The sequence below is a fragment of the Sphingobacterium kyonggiense genome (assembly GCF_039536825.1).
GTDB lineage: Bacteria > Bacteroidota > Bacteroidia > Sphingobacteriales > Sphingobacteriaceae > Sphingobacterium > Sphingobacterium kyonggiense.
Genome location: NZ_BAAAZI010000007.1, coordinates 220272 through 245378 on the forward strand (window position 1 = coordinate 220272; position 25107 = coordinate 245378).

General features: G+C 36.3%; 19 protein-coding genes and 1 tRNA gene. 9 read left to right on the forward strand and 11 right to left on the reverse strand.

What is annotated here, in order from left to right; genetic code table 11:
• The first annotated feature begins 446 nt into the window (after positions 1-446).
• Positions 447-2576: a ribonuclease R gene (gene rnr / locus ABD676_RS09730; protein WP_344674478.1), complete on the forward strand. Its 2130-nt coding sequence runs from the start codon at positions 447-449 to the stop codon at positions 2574-2576.
• 104 nt (positions 2577-2680) lie between these two features.
• Here rnr and ABD676_RS09735 read toward each other — a convergent pair whose 3' ends face one another.
• The 6 genes from ABD676_RS09735 to ABD676_RS09760 all read right to left on the reverse strand — a co-directional run bounded on the left by ABD676_RS09735 (position 2681) and on the right by ABD676_RS09760 (position 11878).
• Positions 2681-2842, reverse strand: a complete 162-nt coding sequence (locus ABD676_RS09735) for a hypothetical protein (RefSeq protein WP_344674479.1) — start codon at positions 2840-2842, stop codon at positions 2681-2683.
• An 88-nt stretch (positions 2843-2930) separates the two neighbouring features.
• Positions 2931-4529, reverse strand: coding sequence for a discoidin domain-containing protein (locus ABD676_RS09740; RefSeq protein WP_344674480.1), 1599 nt, complete (start codon positions 4527-4529; stop codon positions 2931-2933).
• A gap of 187 nt (positions 4530-4716) precedes the next feature.
• Positions 4717-6558, reverse strand: coding sequence for a RagB/SusD family nutrient uptake outer membrane protein (locus ABD676_RS09745; RefSeq protein WP_344674481.1), 1842 nt, complete (start codon positions 6556-6558; stop codon positions 4717-4719).
• Positions 6559-6569: 11 nt separating this feature from the next.
• Positions 6570-9983 (reverse strand): SusC/RagA family TonB-linked outer membrane protein, encoded by a 3414-nt coding sequence (locus ABD676_RS09750; protein ID WP_344674482.1) that lies wholly within the window; start codon positions 9981-9983, stop codon positions 6570-6572.
• A 129-nt stretch (positions 9984-10112) separates the two neighbouring features.
• Positions 10113-11267, reverse strand: a complete 1155-nt coding sequence (locus ABD676_RS09755; RefSeq protein WP_344674483.1) for a FecR family protein — start codon at positions 11265-11267, stop codon at positions 10113-10115.
• A gap of 86 nt (positions 11268-11353) precedes the next feature.
• On the reverse strand, positions 11354-11878 hold the full coding sequence (locus tag ABD676_RS09760; protein ID WP_344674484.1) for an RNA polymerase sigma-70 factor: 525 nt from the start codon (positions 11876-11878) through the stop codon (positions 11354-11356).
• Between the two features lie 383 nt (positions 11879-12261).
• On the opposite strand from ABD676_RS09760, the gene rpsL reads away from it, so the two are divergent.
• From rpsL to rpsJ, 4 genes are all read left to right on the forward strand, one after another.
• Entirely contained in the window at positions 12262-12675 is a 414-nt protein-coding gene (gene rpsL, locus ABD676_RS09765; RefSeq protein ID WP_188505550.1) for a 30S ribosomal protein S12, read from the forward strand.
• 19 nt (positions 12676-12694) lie between these two features.
• Complete coding sequence (gene rpsG / locus ABD676_RS09770; protein ID WP_344674485.1) at positions 12695-13162, forward strand: 30S ribosomal protein S7; 468 nt, start codon at positions 12695-12697, stop codon at positions 13160-13162.
• A 128-nt stretch (positions 13163-13290) separates the two neighbouring features.
• Positions 13291-15414: an elongation factor G gene (gene fusA, locus ABD676_RS09775; protein ID WP_344674486.1), complete on the forward strand. Its 2124-nt coding sequence runs from the start codon at positions 13291-13293 to the stop codon at positions 15412-15414.
• Positions 15415-15492: 78 nt separating this feature from the next.
• Positions 15493-15798, forward strand: coding sequence for a 30S ribosomal protein S10 (rpsJ, locus tag ABD676_RS09780; protein ID WP_013667229.1), 306 nt, complete (start codon positions 15493-15495; stop codon positions 15796-15798).
• A 321-nt stretch (positions 15799-16119) separates the two neighbouring features.
• On the opposite strand, the gene ABD676_RS09785 is transcribed toward rpsJ, so the two are convergent.
• Positions 16120-16758: a porin family protein gene (locus ABD676_RS09785; RefSeq protein WP_344674487.1), complete on the reverse strand. Its 639-nt coding sequence runs from the start codon at positions 16756-16758 to the stop codon at positions 16120-16122.
• Between the two features lie 310 nt (positions 16759-17068).
• The gene (locus ABD676_RS09790; RefSeq protein WP_344674488.1) at positions 17069-17710 is read right to left on the reverse strand and encodes a porin family protein; all 642 of its coding nucleotides are present in this window, start codon (positions 17708-17710) and stop codon (positions 17069-17071) included.
• Positions 17711-18015: 305 nt separating this feature from the next.
• On the opposite strand from ABD676_RS09790, the gene ABD676_RS09795 reads away from it, so the two are divergent.
• Positions 18016-18086, forward strand: a tRNA-Cys gene (locus tag ABD676_RS09795).
• 28 nt (positions 18087-18114) lie between these two features.
• A complete protein-coding gene (locus ABD676_RS09800; RefSeq protein ID WP_344674489.1) occupies positions 18115-18294 on the forward strand; it encodes a spore protein in 180 nt (59 codons plus the stop codon).
• Positions 18295-18336: 42 nt separating this feature from the next.
• Here the strand turns inward: ABD676_RS09800 and ABD676_RS09805 are convergent, their stop codons facing one another.
• Positions 18337-19080: a copper homeostasis protein CutC gene (locus tag ABD676_RS09805; protein WP_344674490.1), complete on the reverse strand. Its 744-nt coding sequence runs from the start codon at positions 19078-19080 to the stop codon at positions 18337-18339.
• A 184-nt stretch (positions 19081-19264) separates the two neighbouring features.
• Between ABD676_RS09805 and ABD676_RS09810 the strand changes: the two genes are divergently transcribed.
• The gene (locus tag ABD676_RS09810; RefSeq protein WP_344674491.1) at positions 19265-19621 is read left to right on the forward strand and encodes a hypothetical protein; all 357 of its coding nucleotides are present in this window, start codon (positions 19265-19267) and stop codon (positions 19619-19621) included.
• Positions 19622-19828: 207 nt separating this feature from the next.
• Here the strand turns inward: ABD676_RS09810 and ABD676_RS09815 are convergent, their stop codons facing one another.
• Complete coding sequence (locus ABD676_RS09815) at positions 19829-20893, reverse strand: PLP-dependent cysteine synthase family protein (RefSeq protein ID WP_344674550.1); 1065 nt, start codon at positions 20891-20893, stop codon at positions 19829-19831.
• A gap of 174 nt (positions 20894-21067) precedes the next feature.
• Here ABD676_RS09815 and ABD676_RS09820 point away from each other — a divergent pair, with 174 nt between their 5' ends.
• Positions 21068-21526, forward strand: a complete 459-nt coding sequence (locus ABD676_RS09820) for an Lrp/AsnC family transcriptional regulator (protein WP_425565285.1) — start codon at positions 21068-21070, stop codon at positions 21524-21526.
• Here ABD676_RS09820 and ABD676_RS09825 read toward each other — a convergent pair.
• Positions 21523-24402, reverse strand: coding sequence for an outer membrane beta-barrel protein (locus ABD676_RS09825; protein WP_344674492.1), 2880 nt, complete (start codon positions 24400-24402; stop codon positions 21523-21525). The two genes, ABD676_RS09820 and ABD676_RS09825, sit on opposite strands and share 4 nt — an antisense overlap.
• Positions 24403-25107 lie beyond the last annotated feature (705 nt).

Below are 25107 nucleotides of genomic sequence, written 5' to 3' on the forward strand. Positions count from 1 at the left end.
ACCAGCTAAAACTACTAAATATTTATATGCTAAAAATTAGCAAAGAAGTATTTAAATATCTATAAAATAGATTATTAGTAATATATAATAGAATTATACATTTATCATATAATCTTTAGCAAATCAACATACACAAACAGATAAAACAATTAGTTACCTGATAATCAAATGCTTAATAAAAATATACACATTAAAATATTTAGCATTATTAAATATAATTAAATAATAATCAGATTATTACATTAGCTAAAATATAGTATTAATACAATTTTCATATACACAATTCATTTTCGTACTAACTCTTGTTAGCAATATCATTTTTTGTGTATATTAGTTTCATCAACAATGACGGAGCAGCAGACGAATCTCAAGATGCAGTTTCGAATGATTGGCTCCCACTCCTACCCTATCAAAAAACAAAAAGAGGTAGCAGATAAAACGCAACTATGAAGTCAAAAAAAGAGAACCCCTACAAAGAAGTCCTTACCCAACTTATCGTCGACATATTTGAAAAATCCGGAAACCATGCTTTGAACTATAAGCAGGTAGCAGCGAAGTTAAACATATCGGATACGGATGCTAAAGTTGCCATTGCGGACATCTTAAACGACGCCTCCAAATCGGGACTATTCGAACAACCTGAACGTGGAAAATTTAAACTTCGACAGCTTGCAGTTTATGTCACAGGAAAGGTAGACATGACAGCAGATGGTTCTGCTTATATTGTTCCTGAAGACGAGTTCGAAAATGACATATATGTCGCCCCTAGAAAGCTTCGTCAAGCCCTTCATGGAGACATCGTGAAAGTCCATATTTACGACCGTAAAAAAGGTCGTAAAAGAGAAGGTGAAGTAGTGGAGATTGTTCAACGATCAAAGACTGATTTCACCGGTACAATTGACATTTCAAACAGCTATGCCTTCTTCCTTCCAGACGACAGAAAGATGCTTCATGATATCTTCATTCCATTGGATAATTTGAATGGAGCTAAGGATGGTGAAAAAGTCGTAGTCTCCATTATCGAGTGGCCGAAGAATGCAAAGAATCCTATAGGTCGGGTAAAAACCGTTCTTGGTAAAAAAGGAGAAAACAATACGGAGATGAATGCTATCCTTGCTGACTTTGGATTTCCATTGGAGTTTCCAAAAGCAGTGGAGGAAGAAGCGAATTCCATATCCGATATCATCAGTGAAGAAGAAATCAAGAAACGTCATGATTTTCGAGAAACAACCACTTTCACAATTGACCCTGCGGATGCGAAAGATTTCGATGATGCTATTTCCTTCAAGAAATTAGAGAATGGAAATTACGAGATCGGAGTCCATATTGCAGACGTTTCTCACTATGTTATTCCAGATAGTAACCTAGACAAGGAAGCTTTTGAAAGAGGAACCTCAGTATATTTGGTCGACAGGGTCATTCCCATGCTCCCTGAGCGACTTTCTAACAACTTGTGCTCACTTAGACCTAACGAAGATAAACTTTGTTTCTCGGCCGTATTTGAGCTTGATGAGAAGGCAAATGTGATTGACCAATGGTTTGGAAGAACTGTTATCCACTCTGACCGTAGATTCAGTTATGAAGAAGCGCAAGAAATCATCGAAGGAAAAGAAGATCCTTTATCAGAGGCTATTTTAAAACTTAATGAATTGGCTTTTATTCTTCGTGAACGGAAATTCAAAAGCGGAGCCATCAGTTTCGAGACAGAAGAAGTGAAGTTCTTATTGGATGACAACGGCAAACCATTAGGCGTTTATACAAAAATCCGCAAAGAAGCCCACAAGCTTATTGAGGACTTTATGCTATTGGCTAACCGAAAAGTTGCTGAATACATAGGAAAACAAGGTAAGGGAAAAAATAAACTGACTTTTGTTTACCGATTCCACGATGTGCCAAATACGGAGACTTTAACTAGCTTCTCTCAATTTGCTTCTCGTTTCGGACATCGCCTAAGTTTCAGATCGGATAAGGAGACTGCAAAATCATTAAATCAAATGATGGAGAAGATTGAAGGGTCTAAAGAACAGAACCTTTTAACCTCCCTTGCTATTCGTTCCATGGCAAAAGCCATTTATACCACAAAGAAAGCATCACACTATGGTTTAGCATTTGATTATTATACCCACTTTACCTCTCCTATTCGTCGATACCCCGATGTTATGGTTCACCGATTATTGCAATATTACCTGGATGGTGGTAAAAAGGTGAATTCAGAACATTATGAAAAAATGTCTGAACACTCCTCACAGATGGAAAAGAAAGCTGCAGAGGCTGAACGTGCATCGGTAAAATACAAACAAGCGGAATATTTACAGAATCAAATTGGAACAGAGTATATCGGAATCATTTCTGGAGTTACCGAATGGGGTATGTATGTAGAAATCGAAGAGAACAAATGTGAAGGGATGGTTAGATTACGTGACATCACGGATGATTTCTACACTTTAGATGAAAAGAATTACGCCATCATTGGTCAAAGAAAGAAAAAGGTTTACCAGTTAGGTGATGAAGTTCAAATTAAAGTAAAGAAGGTTGATTTGGATAAAAGACAAATTGACTTTACTTTGATCTGCTAATGCTAAACATTAGGATAAAAGGAAAGCAGCTACAATTATTTGCAGCTGCTTTCTTTTTTTAAGGGAATTTTGTTCAGAATCACTAAACAAAAAAACCTAGTGAATTACTTCAAGATGTCTTGTTGAATACGAGCTAGATTCATTTTACTGGATTTAGCAGGTTTATATAAGTCTGCTTTTTTAAACCAATCCCCTTCCATCTGATAGAATCCTGCAGGTGGAACAGTCTGTCCATTTGAGTAGGCTATATCAGCCTTATCAGACATTACTTGCCTAAAGAAATAAACTTTATCGGATTCAAATGTTTCAGAACCTGTTCAGCAGGCTAATGATTTTTTTCATTTATGCTTATTATTAATATAAATTCAATTCAGCGATTGTTGCGTGAGTTTTGCCTTCGTAATCGCTAGATGTGGTCAATTTAATGTATTGGAAAGTTTTTGATCCATTGAAACTATAATACTGACGACCATTTAGATGACCAACATAGTCATCGACTTTTGTCCAGGAATTGCCATCGTTACTGATTTCAATTTTAAAATTCTTAATCTTTCCACCATTTCCAGAATTATCATGTCTATTAAGATAGGATAAACCTTGCGCTGTAACAGCTGCTGCACCAGTACGAATAGTTACATAGTGCGGATGTGGGGTCGGTGTAGTCCATGAAGTATGCCAGTAGGTATTATCATTTCCATCTAACATTTTCGAAGCTTCTAAACCACCTTGTTGAGAAGAATAGGCTATAACTTCCCATCCAGTTCTTGATAACATTGTTCGATCTCCAAAATCAACAACAGGCTGATCATTTACAAATTTGAATGGATAAAACACACTGGTTTTATTTCCATTCTCATGATGGAAGAATATCTCCAAGGAATACTCCATATTGGCTTTCGTTCTGAACTCTGAAACAGGCATTTTTACGCTGAAGGTATTTCCTGCACCAGGGACAGTAGTAAAGGTAATGGATTGGTAACCCTGTGGATCTGTTGCCAAAATATTTTTAAAGGTTATATGCTTTACGGTATTTGAAGCAGCATAAGTGCCATTAATGACAATCTCATTGTTCTCAACCTTTGCTTGAATGGTATTCACTTTAGCAGTAACAGGTTCGTAGAATGTTTTTGTTTCCTTGCTGAATACTTGACAGTTGTTCAAGGTTGCAGCATCAAAAAAACTCAAATACGTCGGTGATTTACCATACGTATAATTTCCGCTTCCCATTAGGGTCATTCCAAATTGCGGATCATTAATTTTTGACGCGGAAGGGCCATTATGCGGCAAGTTAATACCATGTCCCATCTCGTGTAATAGTCCACCAATATAAACTGTAGCTTTTTCACTTATTGTCCCACCTTTTCCAAGATTCTCTTGTTTCATACCAGGATAATCTAAAGCATAACAAGTTCTACCAACCCCATAAAAAGGCACTTCATGACCAATCTCTTCGCCTTGATCTAACTTTTTATTTGTTGCAGTTAAAATCAAGTAGTGATCACTACTTTTGGCAGTAGGATTGTCCTGAAAATACTTATAAAACAATTCTTCAATTGGTTTATTTGTAGCATAGGCAATTGCATCCTCTGGACCACGAATAAGGTGAATCTTTACTCTTGTATTTTCTTTGTTTTTTAGGAGTCCATAAGTTTTGTCTCCAAAACCCCAGTGCTTCATCCATTTAGAAAAAAAGTTCTGTCCTTCGATTAAGATTTTAGAAATTCGTTCTTCGTAATCTGGATTCGGTGTAACATCTTTTGGGACAAAATAAATCACGTTCAGATTATATTTATAATCTGAAGAATAAGTGATCTCCTCTTCCGGTTTTACCGGTGGCTTTGGATCTGGTTTAGCTGGATTATCTGTGGATTTTGAACAAGCGCCCAAAAAGCCAATCAATATCAGTAGTAGGTAGGTTGATTTGATTAATTTTACAGATTTGTTTAACATCATGGAATATAATTAAATGTGAAATTTATTAAAATCCCTGTTTGTTTGTTTTTTTATTTGTTTGGTGATAGTTTGTGTGTGTTTTAAGCGAGCGCTTCCTTGTTCTTATAGAACAAATATAAAAATATCCTATAATGAAAAAGATAGCCGCCTAAAGACGGCTATCGGAAAGAATCAAAGATAACCCTAATTACCAGTCAGGATTTTGCACTAGATTTATATTATTATTAACGTAGGTCTGATTGATAGGAAGAAGATAATGCTTTTTATCAAATATTAATTCTTTCTTTTCTAACACCGTAGGTTTATAGAATTCCTGAGCTGTTTTACCTCTTGAATATAATCCTTTCAGCCCATTTCTGTCGGTAGCATAATAACTTTCTGCTAATTTCCAACGTTTCAAATCACGGCTCCAATGACCTTCAAACATCAACTCAATCATTCTTTCACGTTGAATGGCTTTTATTAGATCAGCACCTGCAAGATTACCATTTGCTTCAAAAATACCAGGAATTCCCGCACGCGTTCTAACAGCATTGACATATTTCAAACCATTCGCATCTAAGCTGTTTGAATAATTCGCTGATGCCTCAGCATAGTTTAAATACAATTCAGCAAGTCGAACAATTGGAAAAGGATAGTTTGTTTGTGTGAATGCTGTTGCATCAACACGAGTGTCAGGGTGTACACCTTTTTTTATAGCATACCCAGAAAAAAAGTGGTCAGAAGTAAAACTCTTCATTCCGTTTGTTTCACCAGCTCTCAACAGCAATGTGCGTGTAGAGCTAGATATTTCATATTTACCACGGTCATAACCAATATAAGCATAGAATCTAGGCTCTCTTTCGGTATGTAATTTTATCGTCTCTTGTCCAGCAGGAAGACCAGAAGCCATTTGATAACGGTTATTCCAATCATAATTCGGATCCTTATCGGCTGGAATACCATTTTTAGAATAAAACAACTCAACAGCTGTCAAGGTAGCGGCTAAAGCTCCATACGGAGGACCTGTTCTCCATCCGATTGGAATAGCAATATATTGGAATGAAGAATTTGCATCATCCGATTCTCTTTTTCCAGAGTATCCCCATAAAAGTTCGGAATTCCAAGGGTCTACCATTTGCCAACGAGTATTCATCACTGCTTTATCAAATGGATTAGTAATATTTGTTTTTGTATACTCATAAAGTTTACTTCCAACTTCTTCAGCCATTAAAATAGCTTTTTGAGTTTCATCCATCGCTTTTTTCCATTTTTCCTTATCGAAAGTCAAATTAACTAACTGTTCTCCATCCTTGTTTTTGAAGTTGCTATAAAATTCAGAATTCCCATTCCAAAGTGGGCTTGCAGCAGTTAAATACATTTTTGACTTTATTGATTGAGCAGCAACTTTCGTTGCACGGCCAAGATTTGATACATCAACAGTTCTAGGTAAATCCACCATGGCTTCATCAATTAATTTTGCGATAAAAGCTACACATTCATCATAAGGGCGTCTAGAAAGTGACATTTCCTCTAATGATGCTGTAGTGGGTATTTCTTTGTCAATCAATACTACTGGACCATAGTGCTCCAATAAGTAAAAGTGAAAATATGCAATAAGGAACTTAGCCTCTGCAATCCAAACTTTCTTCTTAGCATCGTATTCTTCTTGAGAAATAGTCAATGGCTTTACTGACTCGATATTATTTAGAAAAATATAAGCCTGACGGATACCTCGGTAGTTATTAGCCCAAATATCGTTAACAACGGAGCTCGGATTATGATCACCTTGTTGAAAACGGATAAAGTTAAAATAATCCTTCGTCCAGTGATTTGAACCAACCATTTCATTGGTTGTTGCACGATCAACATCATTACGAACATGATTAACTTGCGGGATAAAACTATAAATTGAATAAACGAAATTCTCTGCTGTATTTTCGTTTCTAAATTCGTCTGCTAATGTCGGGGAGTCATCTGGTACTACATCTAAGTAATTACAAGAAGACAAGAAAAGACTAGCAAATAGATATATAAATATTTTTTTCATTTGTCGATAGATTATAAGCTTAATTGAACACCAACTGCATACACACGTAGGTTTGGATATTTCAATCCATTACCACTTCCTAGTTCAGGGTCCCAATTTTTAAATTTTGAGAAGGTTAGTAAGTTTTGACCACTTAAATAGAAGCGTGCTTTTTTGTAATTATATCCTAACTCAGCATTTTTCAATCGTAGGAAACTACCATCATACGTCCAAAAATCAGAGGTCTTAAAGTTATTGTGATCACTAACTCCATCGACTAAACGAGGGTACATGGCATTCGGATTATCTTCTCTCCAGTAATCATCTGCAATAAACTGCAATAGGTTAGTTGCCTTTCCAGTAAATGGATGAATATTTGACATTTGTATACTAGTTTTTGCAACTCCTTGGAAGAAAAATGAAAAGTCAAAATTCTTATAACGGTTAGAAGAACCAAATCCATAAACAATTTGCGGAATTGTAGGATTGCCAAATTGCATTCTATCATTAGCATCTAACCTACCATCGTTATTTAAGTCTTTATACTTAATATCACCTGGCATAACATTACTTCCAACAGCCGGTGTTACAGTTGGGCTGTTATCGATATCTGCTTGATCTTTATATAGGCCATCTGATATATATCCGAAATATCTGTTTAATGGTTTTCCAATTTCCGTCAAATATGCGTAAGGCAAAATTGGTTCATCACGCTCAAGTAATTCATTTTTAGTATAAGTAAATGTACCTCTCAGATTCATGAAGAAGTTCTCATTCACTTGACGGTTATAACTTAAATTTGCATCAAAACCGGAATTTTTAACTTTACCAATATTTGCAAATGGCGAATTGCCAATAATACCGGTTTCTGCAGGAACTACACGACGTTGCATAAAGATATCACTACGTGTCTCCGTGAAGTAATCGGCATTAATGGTAAGGTTATTTGCAATGGTGACATCCAAACCTACGTTGTATTTGCTTCCTAATTCCCATTGTGCTCCTTTTGCTCCATAGGTATTAATCTGTGCTCCTCCGAAATCTGTTTGCCAAGTTTGACCAAACTTATAACGTAATGCATTTTGGGTGACCTTGTCTAAGTACGGGAATCTACTTCCTTCAATTTGATCATTACCTACTAATCCCCAAGATCCTCTGAATTTCAGGCTACTAATAACAGGTTTAATCGGAGTCCAAAACGCTTCATTTGAAATCAAATATCCTGCAGCAAATGAAGGGAAAAATCCATATCGATCTCCATCCTCAAAGTTTTCAGATCCATTGTACCCAAAGTTTGCCTCAAATAAATACCTTAAATCATAAGCATAAGTTACACGACCAGCAACACCATGATTACGGTAATTTAAAGTATTCCAATATTCACTATTAGTAGGTCCTTTCAAAGGATTGTTTACTCCATAATCGCGTTGCAAATAGGCAGCCATTGCAGAAACATCATGCTTACCAAATGATTTTGCCCAGTCAACAACTAAGTTAATATTCATTAAACGGTCACCAATAGAATTCGTTCCTGTAGATAATGAAGTATTACCGTTTGAAAGTGGTTGATAAGTAATATCATAACCACCAGTTTGAGAGTTCTGGGTTGCATTTGCGGCATAAAAGAATGGAACTGAAGATCTTGTTACGGCTGTATATGAATAGTTTTTAAAAGAAATTAATCCTTTTGCACTTAAACCTTCTAAAAGAAATCCTAATTTTTGATTAACCTCGAAACTCGCAATATTGGATGTAGAGAAACTGTTTGTATTTCCTTTAACCATATCAGCGTATGGGTTGTAGAATAAAGATTGACCAGCATTAATAATTGGACCACCTAAGCTATTTCCAAATCTAATATGCTCATCTCCAGGTTGTGCTTCATAATAAGGTAAAAAGCGAGCAACAGGCGATTCAAATAAACGAGTATAAATATCTGTTGATGAAATTGAAGACCCTCCGTAATCACGTAACTGAGAATTCAATCGAATAATAGCATTGGTATTATCTGTAATATTCACACCAATATTGGCGATCATATTATATTCCTTTTGACGGATGTTGTTATTAAATTTCTTTAATGGATCCGATTTAAGGTTACCATTGTCATTATTGAATGTTGCACTTAAGAAATAATCTGCTTTCTTCCCACCGCCAGCAATATTTAAATTCGCGTATTGATTTACAGAGAAATCCTTGAACATAAATTCTCTCCAATTAACATTCGGGAAAGCTACAGGATCTAAATTCTGTGCAGTTCCATCAATTTTTTCTTGAGAGAAAATAGGTGTAGCATTTGGTCGTCTATTTAAAACCGCAAAATTGTAGATGTTCATATAATCTACTGCATTAGCTAATTCAAATTGTTGAGTAGGTGCTGAGAAAGTATTATCTACACGAAAATTCAATCTCGCCTTATCAAAATCACCACCTCTTTTAGTAGTAACCAATAAAACTCCATTTGCCCCACGTGCACCGTATAGCGCTGTTGCAGAGGCATCCTTCAATACAGAAAAGTTATCAATTACCTCTGAAGCCAAGTTGTTCAAGTCAGCTTCACTAGATTCGATACCATCAATAAAAATTAGCGGACTTGTATTTCCTGCAAAGGTTGAAATACCACGAATCCAGAAATTGGAACCATCAGCTCCAGGTTCACCTCCTCTTTGCACAGCAACTACACCAGCAATTCTTCCAGCAAATGCATTACTTAATGTGGATGTAGGAACTTTTAAATCCTTTGAAGATACAGTTGAAATGGCACCAACAACAGAAACTTTCTTTTGTTGTCCAAAACCAACAACAACTACTTCATCCATTTCTTCTGATTGAGAAACCAAGGTTACATTTACTGAGCCACTAGAATAAGACACTCGTTTTGTTGTATAGCCTAATAATTTAAAATCAATTTGCGCTGTGCTTTTTGCAACTATCAACGTAAAATTACCACTAACATCAGTTTGTGTAGAATTAGAGGTTCCCACCTCATTTACCGTTACACTAGTTAATGGCTGTCCGTCGCCATCAACAACTTTTCCTGAAAACTGTAATTGTTGTTTCTCAGCTGTAAATTTATTGGCATCATTTCGTCTAATGACAACTGAATTGTTCAATACAGAATATGTAAAACCACCGCCTTGAAACACTTTATCAAGTGTCGTTTTTAGACTTTGATCCTTAAGATTCACTGTTGTATTAACATTGGCCAAAATCCCTTTTTCATACACAAAGCGCACACCAGTTTGTTTAGTAATACTATGTAATACCTGTTCTACTTTTGTGTTTTTAACTTGGAGGGAGATTTGACCTTTAGTAGATCCGTAGCCTGCCAACATGGAGACTACGATTAAAAGGCCTGTTAATTTCATCCTTAGAAGTGTTTTCTGAATCCTCCTATTGCCTTTTTTACCAGACAAAGGAATTTCAGAATAAAATAATTTATTCATAAATTAGTAAAGAATTAATGGTTTAAAACGTAAAACTGAATTCGATCTGTGCAGGGGTATTGGCGTACCTCTGCATTTTTTTTGTAGAGTCTATATCATAATTTATCCTCCTGTAAAACTGGTTGTTTTTTATTGTATTATAAGTTTTTCATCTTCAATGACATAATCAAAATTGGTGAGTTTCTTTAGAAGCACACATAACTCTCCAAGCGTAACATTCCTGTCAATTCCACCCATATATTTTTTCACACCTAAAGGACGTTTAATCACTAAGTCAACCCCATACCAACGCCTTATATCATCCAGAATTTCTTGAATATTCTTCTCATTAAAATTAAAGTAGCCATCTTTTATAGCCAGTGCCTCTTCCTCATTTTCCGATCTATCCATTTTCAAATGATTTCCTAGAAGCTCCACTTTTTGCCCAGCTACTAATGCGATTTTTGCCTTATTGGAGGTTACCTCGATCTTTCCTTCTGTAAGAATTACTTTTGGCTCTTCGGTATAGGACTTTACAGAAAAGGCAGTACCTACTGCTCGCACTTGCATTAAATCAGTTTCAACAATAAATGGTCGTTTGGCATCTTTTGCCACCTCAAAGTACCCCTCGCCCTTTAATTTAACTCGACGCTCTTTATTATTGAAGCTAGCTAAATACTCCAATTCCGACTCAGAATTCAACCACACCTTACTTCCGTCGCTCAAGACTAAACTATAGTAAGAACGCTTTGGAATATTTAATCTATGAATTTGATTTTCACTACCCTCTTTAGTCTTTAGTTTCTGTCCATAAGACAATTCTCCTCTTTTACTTTCAACCGAATTGAATGACTCATTTAATTCATAAGATCCATCTCCTACCACCTCTAATTTAGCGAAAGAAGTACCTGGCAGAATATCCGTATGTTGACCAAATTGATTGGTCTTGATTAAATAGCTTGGCTCTTGATTGTTTTTCCACCAAATCACTGATCCGACACCAATACTTAATAGTAAAGCGGCAATACTGATAATTCTATTCCAAGGATAGACTTTCTTCTCCTCCTGAATACTTTCTCCTATTCGATGATGAAATTCATTCCATTCCTGCTCCACACTCGTCGAATTAGGATTAAAATCAAGAACCACTTGTTGATCCTCAATCATATTTAAGATGATGTCTCGAGATTCGGGATATTTTATTAATAATTGACTCAACTGCTCTTCCTCCATTTCAGTCAATGAATGACCTTTTGCCAAAGAGGCAGCTAATTCGGCTAATATTATTCTATCCTGGTTTATCATAATTTAATAGCTAAGTAACCTAGAGTTCATAATAGGGTGACTCTAGTATCAAAAAAAACAAAATAAAAAAGCTAAAGCGCTGTTTTTTAGACAAATAATTTAAACAACATAATATAAAGAATGGAGTACAATAGACGGTTTTTCAACAATCTTAGGGCTCTTTGCCTTTGAGTCTTTACCGTATTTACACTAATATTGAGTTCCACAGCCACTTCCTCGTATTTTTTACCCTCAAAATAAATAAGTTTACAAATATGCTGGCAACCTTCGGGTAATTGTTTTATTTCGGCATATAACTCACCCATTACTTCAGAACGGATTAAATTATCCATCAAATCAAAATCATCAATTTCTTCTCTCGGTAATTGGGAATTTATACGATTACGGGTTTGGTCTCGTCGAATATGATTAAGACATAGGTTTTTTACGGTTGAATATAAAAAGCTTTTCACAACTAACTCCGGCTTCATCAAAATCCCCTCCTGCTCCACAAGTACCAAATAGGCATCTTGTACGATATCTTTTGCCAAATCTTCTGTCTTAACCCAATTAATAGCAAAAGACTTTAGCCTCAAGAAATAGGTTTTAAACAACCCTTCCACTGTAAGCATACGACGATATTATAAGCGGATTATCTAATGCTTATCTGAACACATGTTCTGATAATAGCTAGTGCATTGATTTTATAGCTTGAATAACTTTCTAAATATCAAAAAGTGAATCCAAATGTATTGGAATTCAGTTTTTAAAATTACAACAACACATCATTAAAACAAATAAATATTAGGATTTCTTGTTTAAACTAATTGAAGAAGAATAGCAATTACTAATGAAGGACTCCTTAGTATAGTTTCTTACATTGTAATTGAATTGTAGGGATTAACATTTAAATTTTAAAAACTTTAGTGCACAATGCTTTATGAATCAAAAAATCTTTATATCTTTGCGGACTTAAAAATATTATTTTAACAAATAAAAAAGCAAAAACAGGTAAATGCCTACTATTCAACAATTAGTTAGAAAAGGTAGAGTAGCTCTGGAAGACAAGAGTAAGTCTCCAGCGTTGGACAGCTGTCCACAGCGAAGAGGTGTGTGTACTCGTGTATACACTACTACCCCTAAAAAACCAAACTCAGCAATGCGTAAAGTAGCTCGTGTTCGTTTAACGAATGGAAAAGAAGTGAATGCTTACATTCCAGGAGAAGGACACAACTTACAAGAGCACTCGATCGTATTAATCCGTGGTGGTCGTGTTAAAGATTTACCGGGAGTTCGCTACCACATCATCCGTGGTGCATTAGATACTTCAGGTGTGGCTGGCCGTAACCAACGTCGTTCTAAATACGGAACAAAACGTCCTAAACCAGGACAAGCAGCTGCTCCAGCAAAAGGAAAAGGTAAGAAATAATTAAACGGAGGAAAATAAAATGAGAAAAGCAAAACCAAAAAAGAGAATCATTTTACCTGATCCAAAGTTTAATGATGTTCAGGTAACCCGTTTCGTAAACAACATGATGGTTGATGGTAAAAAATCCATCGCTTATTCCATCTTTTACGATGCAGTAGAATTAGTAGAAAACAAAACACAAGAGAACGGTTTAGAGACTTGGAAAAAAGCTTTAAACAACGTAATGCCTGCAGTTGAGGTTAAGTCTCGTCGTGTTGGTGGTGCCAACTTCCAAGTACCAATGGAAGTACGTCCAGAGCGTAAAATCGCTTTAGGAATGAAATGGTTAATCTCTTATGCTCGTAAGCGTGGTGAAAAAACTATGTTCGAAAAATTAGCAGGAGAAATCATTTCAGCTTCTAAAGGTGAAGGTGCTGCTGTTAAGAAGAAAGAAGATACGCATAAAATGGCGGAAGCTAACAAAGCGTTCTCACACTTCAGATTCTAATTTTGAACACAAAGAATCAAATATGATTACACCGACTTTAGATAATAGAAATTTTATTATCAGAGTCGGTGTATTTATTTCAACAATCCTGAAATAACAAAAGCCCTAAGGCTAACTGCAAAAATAATATGGCAAAAGACTTAAAATTAGTAAGAAATATTGGTATCGCTGCACACATCGATGCTGGTAAAACAACCACTACAGAGCGTATTTTGTTCTACTCAGGTGTTAACCACAAATTAGGAGAAACTCACGAAGGTTCTGCTACTACTGACTGGATGGCACAAGAGCAAGAGCGTGGTATTACCATTACCTCTGCTGCGGTGACTGTATTCTGGAACTACCGTAACAAAAAATATCAAGTAAACGTTATTGATACGCCAGGACACGTAGACTTTACCGTAGAGGTAAACCGCTCTTTACGTGTATTGGACGGATTAGTATTCTTATTCTCAGCTGTTGATGGTGTTGAGCCTCAATCTGAGACTAACTGGCGTTTAGCTGATGGATATAAAGTTCCTCGTATTGGTTTCGTAAATAAAATGGACCGCTCTGGTGCTGACTTCTTGAAAGTTGTAAAACAAGTAAAAGATATGTTAGGATCTGAAGCTGTTGCTTTACAATTACCTATCGGTGCTGAAGACGATTTCAAAGGTGTGGTTGACTTGATCAACAACCGTGGTATCGTGTGGAATGAAGCTGATAAAGGTATGACTTTCACAGAAGTTCCTATCCCTGACGATATGATCGACGAGGTTGCAGAATACCGTGAGAAATTATTAGAAGCTGTTGCTGGTTATGATGAGTCGTTAATGGAGAAATTCTTCGACGATCCTAACTCATTAACTGAGCGCGAAATCCTTGACGCTTTACGTAAAGCTGTTTTAGATAACGCTATCGTTCCTATGGTGTGTGGTTCATCTTTCAAAAACAAAGGTGTACAAACCATGCTTGACTTCGTAATGGAGTTATTGCCTTCACCATTGGATCAAGAAGCGGTAAAAGGTACTGACCCTCGTACTGGTGAAGAGATCTCTCGTAAACCTTCTGAGGCTGAACCATTCGCTGCTTTAGGTTTCAAAATCGCGACTGACCCATTCGTAGGTCGTCTATGTTTCGTACGTGCTTACTCTGGTGTACTTGAAGCTGGTTCTTATGTATTGAACACTCGTTCAGGAAACAAAGAGCGTATTTCTCGTATCTTCCAAATGCACGCGAACAAACAAAACCCAATCGAAAGAATTGGTGCTGGTGATATCGGTGCTGTTGTTGGTTTCAAAGACATCAAAACTGGTGATACCCTTTGTGAAGAGAAAAACCCAATTATCCTTGAGTCTATGGTATTCCCTGAGCCGGTTATCGGTTTAGCGATTGAGCCTAAAACTCAAGCTGACGTTGATAAATTAGGTATCGGTTTAAGTAAATTAGCTGAAGAGGATCCTACATTCGTTGTAAAAACGGATCAAGAAACTGGTCAAACAGTTATCTCGGGTATGGGTGAGCTTCACTTAGATATCTTAATCGACCGTTTGAAACGTGAATTTAAAGTTGAAGTAAACCAAGGAGCTCCTCAAGTAGCTTACAAAGAGTCTATCAACGGAACTTCTGAGCACCGTGAGGTTTACAAAAAACAATCTGGTGGTCGTGGTAAATTTGCTGACATCAAAGTTGTTATCTCTCCTGCAGATGAGGATTGGGATGTTGTTAAATCTCCACTTCAATTCGTAAATGAGATCGTTGGTGGTGCTATCCCTAAAGAATACATCCCTTCAGTTCAGAAAGGTTTCGAATCTTCAATGAACAATGGTGTATTAGCTGGTTACCCACTTTCAGGTATGAAAGTACGTTTGATTGATGGTTCATTCCACGCAGTCGATTCAGATTCATTATCTTTCGAATTAGCTGGTAAAATGGCTTACCGTCAAGCATTGCCTAAATGTTCTCCAGTATTAATGGAGCCTATCATGAAGGTGGAAGTATTGACTCCAGAAGAAAACATGGGTGATGTAATGGGTGACTTGAACCGTCGTCGTGGTCAGATGCAAGGTCTTGACTCACGTAATGGTGCACAAGTAATCAAAGCATTAGTTCCACTTTCTGAAATGTTCGGATATGTAACGCAGTTACGTACTATCACTTCAGGTCGTGCAACTTCAACTATGGAATTCGATCACTATGCAGAAGCACCTCGTAACGTTGCTGAAGATGTAATTGCAAAATCTAAAGGAAAAGTAAAAGGTCTAGAAGACTAATTCTAACGAATAAAAACAAACCGATCCCTGATTGTTTATAGCTCTAATCAGGGGTCATTTTAAAATCAAATAAATAAGATGAGCCAAAGAATCAGAATCAAATTGAAATCTTACGATTACAACTTAGTTGACAAATCAGCTGAGAAAATCGTTAAAACCGTAAAACCTACAGGTGCAGTTGTTAGTGGTCCTATTCCATTGCCTACTGAGAAAAAAATCTATACCGTTTTACGTTCTCCACACGTGAACAAAAAAGCGCGTGAGCAGTTCCAATTATGTTCTTACAAGAGATTGTTAGACATCTATTCATCAAACTCTAAAACTGTAGATGCCTTGATGAAATTAGAATTGCCTTCAGGTGTTGAAGTTGAAATCAAAGTGTGATAGATTTCTTTTGAAAATCACAAAAACCCCATCTCCTTTCGAGATGGGGTTTCTTTTTATAATATCCTAGAGATTTTTGATTTCATTCTTTTGTTCTTCTTTAAGTCAATAAACCATTGAAATTCGTACTGTAAAAATTGTAAACATCAAAATTTCTACTCCATTTAACTGTGATATCTTATTTCCCCTACTGATAGACAGAACCAAATAACCCAGATTGATGAAAGAAGCAACCTTATGAATTAAAAAACAATAAAAAAAATAGATGTCCTTTATCAGAACATCTATTTTCTATAAAATATTAGTTGAATCTACCAGAAACTAAAACTGAAAACCTATTCCTACCGAGAATACGCGGTTTGAGGCTTTAAAGTCATTTTCAGTAGATAAATTAGTTAAACCTAAGTTATAACCGCCATTAATTAAGAATCCATTTGACAACTTATAACCTAACATAAAATTAAGACCAGCATCGATTCGTTCCATATTTTTATCATCTCCACTAAATTTAATGTCTTCAGTCTCTTCTCCGGCGTCCTCACCTCCATCAACTTTAGATTTAATTTTACCGGAAAGGTTAAAACCAATATATGGTCCTGCACCTAAAAATACATTTCCTGTACCGGCAGGGATATAATAAACTGCATTTACAGGGATTTCCAAAGACATGACATTGATGTTTATAGAACCTTTTACTCCTTCAAATTCACCTTCATATTTTGCACCTTTTCCTTGCAAGGAAAGACCTGGTTGAACCGAAAAATTAGTCGCAACTGGGATATCGGCAAATCCGGTTACATAAAAGGATGGTAGATTTTTTTCATAGTCTTTTAATCCCTCTTCAATAGGTTCCGAATACTTCGCCAGATTTAAACCTGCTTTTAATCCATAAGATACCTGGGCTTGAGCCCCCACCAGCATTAAACATAATGCTCCGATGGTTAATACTAGACTTTTCATAGTTATAATTGTTTTTGCAAGAAGGCTGAATTACCTATTGCTGCTTAGAGAAGGATTTACAATAGTCTTGCCAAATAATTTGTCTAAAATATCGTCCTACAAGCTCTAATAAAGCTTTTCATTGTTGTTTGGTTAACCATTTCTTCCTAAAACACGATAATTTCATAAAATTTCAATTAATCGAACTACAATAAGAATAGTGTAGGTCAATTTTAATTTCTAGAGGATTTAGGAAGAAAAAAAAAGGTGTCCCAAACGGAACACCTTTTAATCATGTATATTCTTTTTTTACCTTTAAGGCTATTATTCCTTAGAATTGGAAACCAACTCCAAAAGATAAAGTACGTGTTGAGAATTTGTTATCTGAGTTATCACTAGGGCTCATGTTTGTTAATCCTAAACCGTAACCTGCGTTAATTAAGAAACCATTTCCTAATTTGTAACCAGCTAAGAAGTTAACACCCGCGTCTAAAGGCTTCATGTCTTTGTCGTCGCCTGAAAAGTCGATGTCTGTATCACCTTCTACACCCCAATCACCTAAATTACCTTTACCTTTTACTTTACCAGATACATTGTATCCTACATAAGGACCTGCACCGATAAATACATTACCTGAACCTGCAGGAATGTAGTAAACCGCGTTTACAGGAATTTCGATAGACATCAAGTTAGTAGTGATTGATCCATCTGAATTATCATTATTGATTTCATATTTATTACCTTTTCCTTGTAAGGAAATACCTGGTTGAACTGAGAATTGTGGTGCAACAGGAATATCAGCAAAACCAGTTACATAAAATGACACGTTATTTTTTTGGTAATCCTTTGCAACATCTGTTTGATTGCTGAACTTACCTAAGTTAACACCTGCTTTTAAACCATAACTTGTTTGTGCTTGTGCACCTGCTGCTAATATTACAACTGCTCCGAATGATAGTAATAATTTTTTCATAGTCTTTTGTTTTTTCTTATTTAAAATGCATTCTCAATGAATACGCTAAGGTACTTGCAAAGTTTAGACCAAAACTAACAAAACCCCTCAACCACCATTATTAAACATTAATAATCAGCAAATTAAAATTACATTCTTATAAATATATACGCTAATAATATTCAAAAAAATAGGGTTAACAATTCGTTATCCTTTAAAAACAGGGGCTCTAATTACGATATGAAGATTGAATTCTCAAATAAAAACAAAAAAGGTTTTTAATATTCAAAAGATAATCCTATTTTTGCATGCCTGTAAGGGTAAAGGGTCGGATGGCCGAGTGGCTAGGCTGAGGTCTGCAAAACCTCCTACAGCGGTTCGAATCCGCTTCCGACCTCGTTTGAACATTAAAAATATTGTTAACAATGGGAGTTACACGTTTAAAAAGAAAAGATAGAAGAAACAAGACTGTTGCACGTGTTGAAGTACAGTTTTTGAAATTAGGACGCAACATTGAACTAGGTTCAAAAAGCAAAATGTCCAAAAACAGCCAAATTACTAAGAACGACGAGATCTTAAACAAATTAGCTGCTGACGCAAAATAAGCTAGCTTTTGCTACAAAAAAATAAATAAGCCTTTAGATGTTCTAGAGGCTTTTTATTTGTTCAATGATTTCTCCTACCTTATTCCGATCACTGAAGATCACATCCTCATCCATTCCTTTTAGGTTGTCATTATGGTAAAGCATTTCCGAGGCTATACTTGTCTTGGCTGAGGCATGAATACTGCTTGCTTTCGTATAATTCAGAATATCTATCACATTTTGCGCATGCACACCAGAACCCGGCATGATTTCAATTCTTCCACCTGATAATTCCACAAGTTCCCGCAAAAGCGCTCTCCCCTCCTCTGCTGTATTCTTTTGACCCGAGGTTAGTAGTCGGTCGCACCCTAAGGAGATAATGTCCTCAAGGGCCTGATATGGGTCAGCACAACGATCAAATGCCCTATGGAATACCACCGTCATAGGTTTGGCCAAATTTACCAACTCTTTCATCCTAGGCATATCCACATGACCTGCTGCATCTAAAATCCCTATTACAACACCATTACATTTCAATTCTTTACACATCAGAATATCCGCCTTCATCTCTTCGAACTCCTGTTCATTATACAAAAAGTCTCCAGCTCTTGGACGAATTAATACATGGACTCCTATCTGAAGTAGATCGCGCGTTGTTTTGATTTGCCCGTAGGACGGGGTGGTACCTCCATTTTCCAAATTCTGACAGAGTTCAACCCGACTAGCACCAGCTAGCTGCGCCTGTTCCGCTGAATAAATAGAATTAGCACAAATCTCTAATTTGATACCGTTAATTTCTTTTTCCATGATAAATCAAATATATCCATTTTTAACCCTTCTGTACATCCTTTTTATTTAAGTAACAAATTATCAACAACTTATTAAAAACAAAATAATATATTTATATGTTGATTCTATTGCGAGCATCAAAAATAAGACTGTTATGCCACTTATTTCACGACAAAAACAAGTGCAGATACATCTATCAACGATGTATGAATCGTTACAGGTTAGCGTAGAGAAAATGAAGAAAGAATTACGCACTCATCGAAGTTTGTATGAGGAAGCCTGCAGTATGCATATAGATTCTGGATTCCAACATGAAAAACTATGGCTGAACGCCGACCGAAACTACCAAGATAAATTTATAGAATTTGAAACGCATTGTTTCCTTCTTGACATCCTTTCCGAATATCGTGACGAAGAAGGCAATTTTATGCATCTAGATGAAATCACACTTAGCCTGGAATCGCTAATTCAACAATACGTCAAACAAGAGGCTTATGAGATATGTGCCATTATACAGAAATGGCTAGACCATATGTACTCGAGATATCAATTGGTGTAATTGAATTTTATCATACGATACTTAATGACTCTCCTTAATTGAGGGTCATTAGTTTTTCTATGATAATTCTCCTTGTGTAATTATTGGAGGAAGCCTCCAGAGTTTCAGGACCCTTCAGTTCCTGGGAGAGGGCTCTCCCAGGCAGTCCGAAGGAAATTTAACAGTAAAATTTTTCAACCAATATTAGCCTATTGGTTCTATTAAGAGTTAGTGGCCAAATAGCGATTTTTCTAAACGAGAGATCGGGTGGAATCCGGTGAAATCAAGATCGGTTGATATATAACCTTCTTTCACGGGTTGTTCCTTAACCAAATCAGTTGTCAGGTACTTTTTATTATCATCCGATAAAATAGTTACCACAACCGCATCATCTCCCATTTCTTCTTTAATTTTTATAGCGCCGATTACATTTGCACCAGAGGAAATACCTACAGCTAAACCAAGCTGTTGAGCAAGCTTCTGTGCCATGATGATTGAATCACCATCCGATGCGCAAATAACCGGATCTAAATCCTCTAACTTAACAATAGCAGGAATGAACTCATCCGAAATCCCTTGAATTCGGTGTGCCCCTACTTTATATCCTGTTGTTAAGGTTGGACTTTCTTGTGGCTCCAATGGATGAATACGTACATTCGGGTTATAATTGCGTAATTGCTTTCCAACACCCATAACCGTTCCTCCGGTACCAACACCAGCAACAAATGCATCTGCTGTTAATCCTTTCGATGCTAATTGCAAGGCGATTTCCTTACCAGTGGTCAATTCATGCGCCTCCGCATTGAATAAGTTCTCAAACTGTCTAGGTAAGAAAACACCACCTTGAGCAGCCAATTCCTCACTCAATTTGATACTTCCTAAAAATCCACCCTCTTCTTTGCTGACCAATTGAATATCGGCACCCATACTTTTGATAATATCGATACGTTCCTTCGATAACCAGTTGGGCATAATGATTTTAACTTGATGGCCCAAAGACTTTCCGATTGCCGAAAATGCAATACCGGTGTTACCACTTGTCGCTTCAACAATCATATCACTTGGACTGATCTGACAGTTTGCATATGCCTTGTACAAGATATACAAAGCCATTCTGTCCTTAATACTACCTGTCAGGTTGTAATTTTCGCACTTCACATAAATCTTCCCTGCCTTACCCTTGTAGTTATATTGCAATTCTAACATCGGGGTATTTCCAACTAGACACCATAGGTGATTAAATCTACTGTCTAATTCTGGAGAAAGACACTTGCTCATTACCAACTCTTCCATCATTGTTTTGTTTGTTTAATAGGTTTTAATATTCTATACAAAATTCCCAATAATCCATAATATATTCAATATCTTAGGGTAAATTCAATAAATATTCACACTCTTTTAGCAAAAAGCAAGAAATTATTCGGAAGAATTAACTTAAATTTACCCATTCCAAGAAAATAAACGATTATGGAACTAGATCTAACAGACATCAAATTATTGAAGCTGCTTCAGGAAGATGCGACCATGAGTACCAAAGAAATTTCTTTGAAGCTTCATAAATCCATTGCTGCTGTACACGAGCGAATTAAGAAACTTAAAAAATCAGGCTACATCAAGAAAACCGTTGCGATTCTTGATCGACAGAAAATAGGTATAGGTTTGATATCCTTCTCTCAAGTATTTCTTAAAGCGCATACCTTTGAGGTTCTAAACGAGTTCGAGGAAGAAGTTAGTAAATTCCCAGAAGTCATGGAGTGCTATCAAATGGCAGGTTCTTACGACTTTATGTTGCGTATAGCAACAAAGGATATGGACACTTATCACCAATTCTTAAGGAATAAATTGGCCGTACTGCCGCATGTCAATACCGTTCAGACCTATTTTGTGCTTTCAGAAACTAAAAGCGAGACAGCCTATCATTTTTAATTGATGCTATACTCTGGATCTGGATCTACCCTAAAGTGCATTCCTCTTGGGCCAAAGCCGGATAATTGATATGTTAAACGCAATAAAAACACTCGTGTTACGACATTGCTTCGGGTATCAATAATGGAATTTCCAGAAACCTGACGAGACATCATGTTTCCTTGGTTTAGCAGATCATTCACATTGGCTGAAAGTCGCATGACATTATTTTTCAAGAATGATTTCCCTACGCCTAGATTAATCAATAAGGGATTTTGATTTTCAATGGCATAACCCTTATTAATTCTTTTGGAAACTGAAAAGTTCGTGAAATAGGTCTTAAATAAAGTCACTTCCCCATTTGTAGAAAGTGCAATATTGTGAAGCTCCCGATTTGAATTTAACAACTTTGGATTCTCATTCTTACTCAGGGAGTAATTTGCGCGAGCATTAATGTTGAAATTTTTCTTACGGTAGGACCCATCAAATTGCGATGAGAAGGTACGGGTAGTGAAGAAGGTAGATGTTGTAAATTGAGCAATATTAAATACTGGATCCGGCATTCCCATCCCTTGGGACATCTCGGACAATCCAGCAATATTATTATTGTTTACCTGGCTATAACTCAATCTTGAGCTCGCAGAAATTTCCTTTTTATTATATCGTAGGCTTACAGATTGGGAAAAATTCAACCCTTTATTATAATAGGCTTCACTGTTCACATACAGCAATCGGTTAGAAACACCTACATTTCCGGTATAGGAAAAATTAATATTCTTTTCCTTAAAAGGTAAGTTAATGGTGTAGTTCGTATAAGCATTATAGGTTCCATTACCATTCACATAATGAGTTTCTCGTTTATAACTCCCTAAAGTATCCGGGATAATGATCATATTGGTGACCACTTCATTTTGCGTGGTCGAGAAGTTCGCTGATAATTGCAGGTTATTTCCAGATTTTTCTTGTACCAGATTGAAATTAGAACTGATACGGTGTTGGAAAAAAGATTTTAGATCTGGATTACCAATTATGATGTTTTGCAAGTTCTGCGTATTAGGAACCGGCTGTAGTTGTCGATCTGATGGCGTATTATTATTCCCTGAATAATTAATGGAAAGGGTTTTCCCTTTCTTAAAAAGTCGGCTATAATTTAATGTAGGCGAATAATTTAAACTGTTATTATTAAAATGTCTATTCTTATCCTTATACTCATTGCGAAGGGTTACTGGTCGTAAATTCATTCCAATGGTTAATCGCCCACCCTTACGATTCAAGTTATAATTCATACCCAAACTTTGATCAATCATTAAACTACGCATGTCTGAACTTAAGGAATCCACAAAATGATATTCTTCTGTATTAGAATCATAAACATTCGTTGAAGTACTGTTTGTCATGTTTCGCATGAGTATGAGGTAATTCAAACTTAGAAACTGATTTCTGGTTCGATCTTCTGAAGGCTTATCCAAGTTAAAGGAATAAGAAGTACGAAAGGAAAAAGATTGCGTATGACTATTGTTCTCTAGGTTACGGTTCAAAACAGAATCTTTAAGCAGGTCACCCGTAGTCTGATTATAATACAATGTATTACTTAAAATGGATTGTAAGGATTCGTTTCTACTGTCATTAAACGAAATATTCCCTGAAATATTCCGCTTGCCATTATTAAATTTACGAGTAAGGTTAAGATCGAAGTCTATATTCGGCGAATTCCCTGTATTACTGGAAACATTGCGGAAACCCTGTTTTTGAACACCAGTTTGGTTATTTTCGCTACTGCTATTATTGTTTTGCTTGGTAAAACGCAAGGTAGCTCTTCCATTATAGAACCATACTTTATTTTGATTATTGAGACCCAGGTTCAAATTGTAAGAAGAATTGCCACTATTACCATTACTGAGTGAGCTATTGTAATAAGTCCCGACATCATTGATCGTCTCCACATAGTTTTCTCTAAAATAGGCGGCGTCATTCAGAGAACTGCTTATCCCAATATTATAGGCCCCTTTCTCTTTAAATTTATTCCGAATAGAAAAGCTTCCACCAATGGTCTGGCTCTCTCCTGCTCCATTATTTTCCGTACTATACTGAAGCGAACTGCCTATCTGTTTACTTTCATTGAAATAGTTAATATTGGCATTACCTGAGATTCGATTATTCGTTGCCGCATCTGAAGTAACATAGCCAAATTTACCTTTATTCATGCCCGGCTTTGTTACGATATTAATCATTTGGGTTGGTTCACCCGTTTTTTCACCCGTGAAATTTGCTTGATCACCAAAATCATCGATCATTTGGATCTTCGAAACAATTCCTGCAGGCAATTTTTTAATAAACTCGGCGACGTCGGAGGTAAAAAAATCTTCCCCATTTACCCGTAATTTGACAACGGGTTTATCATTCGTCCGCACGTTGTAATTCTCGTCGACTTCCATTCCTGGAAACTGCTTAATTAAATCGGCGACATTATCACCTTCCTGCACATTGAATGCCTCGGCATCAAACTCTACCGTATCTTGCATCACACGAATGGGATTAGGCTTTTTCTTAATCACAATTTCCTCAATCTGAATCGCTGATTCTTTTAATGGAACTTTAACCTGATGCAGCTCTTGATTTAAGGTGAGTAGAGTATGGTATGATTTATAACCCATCATACTGACTTCAAGAACAGCCTTTCCCGCTTTTAATTTGGAAAAACTAAATTCACCTTTTTTATTCGTCGAATTGTATAAACTATCCTTACCTACTACTAAAAGAACCTTAGCGCCTGCAATAGCCTGCTGAGCACTATCCACAACCGTTCCCTCCACACGAGATTCAACTTGCTGCGCAAAAGCAAAAGTTACTAAACAAGTAAATAATAAGATCAGCGGAAAATGGCGGTACATTTTCATTTAGGCGGAAAAAAAGTTTTTTGAGTTGGTTAACATATAAGTTAGTTGTCTACATAATCAATTCATCAAATTTTATGTTTGGACGCCCGAAGATATTCTAAAATCTATTAACTTCCAAGATAAAACCATAGTCTTCAAAGATGTTACAAAATGCAGTCAGATTAATATTCTATTTTTTGAAACGAATCATTTTCTAACAGCTAATAATTGGATGCTCAAATAACACAAATTCCATAAAATCTTTAAAAAATATAATTAGCACTTAGCTGTTATTCATCAAGGGGATTATGAAACGCTTGGAACAGCAGAGTCTTTCAGTTAAACTTTTATCCTTTAGAATAAAACTGCCCTCTATTTACCTTTATTTTGGATATTTTTCCTTTGTCTTTTGAGTGGAAAAACCCTACTTTCTGCTGTCTTTTGTCTGTAGTCTCCCCGCTTTTGTCAGTCGTCTTTTGTCGGTCGTCTAATAAAAATTGAACCTCATGGTTTGAAGTTCCTCCATCGTCGATGGAGGATGACGAGGCCTGGTGTGGGGTAAGAAAGACTCTTCGCTTCGCTCTGAGTTGTAAACGCCGAATTTATTATCCCACCATAAGTCTAAAATCAGATGTCTTTTGTCTGTACTCTCCCCGTTTTTGTCTAACATCTAATAGCGTAGCAGTCTCATATCGCACATCTATTTCCTAGGGGTTAGATTCGACA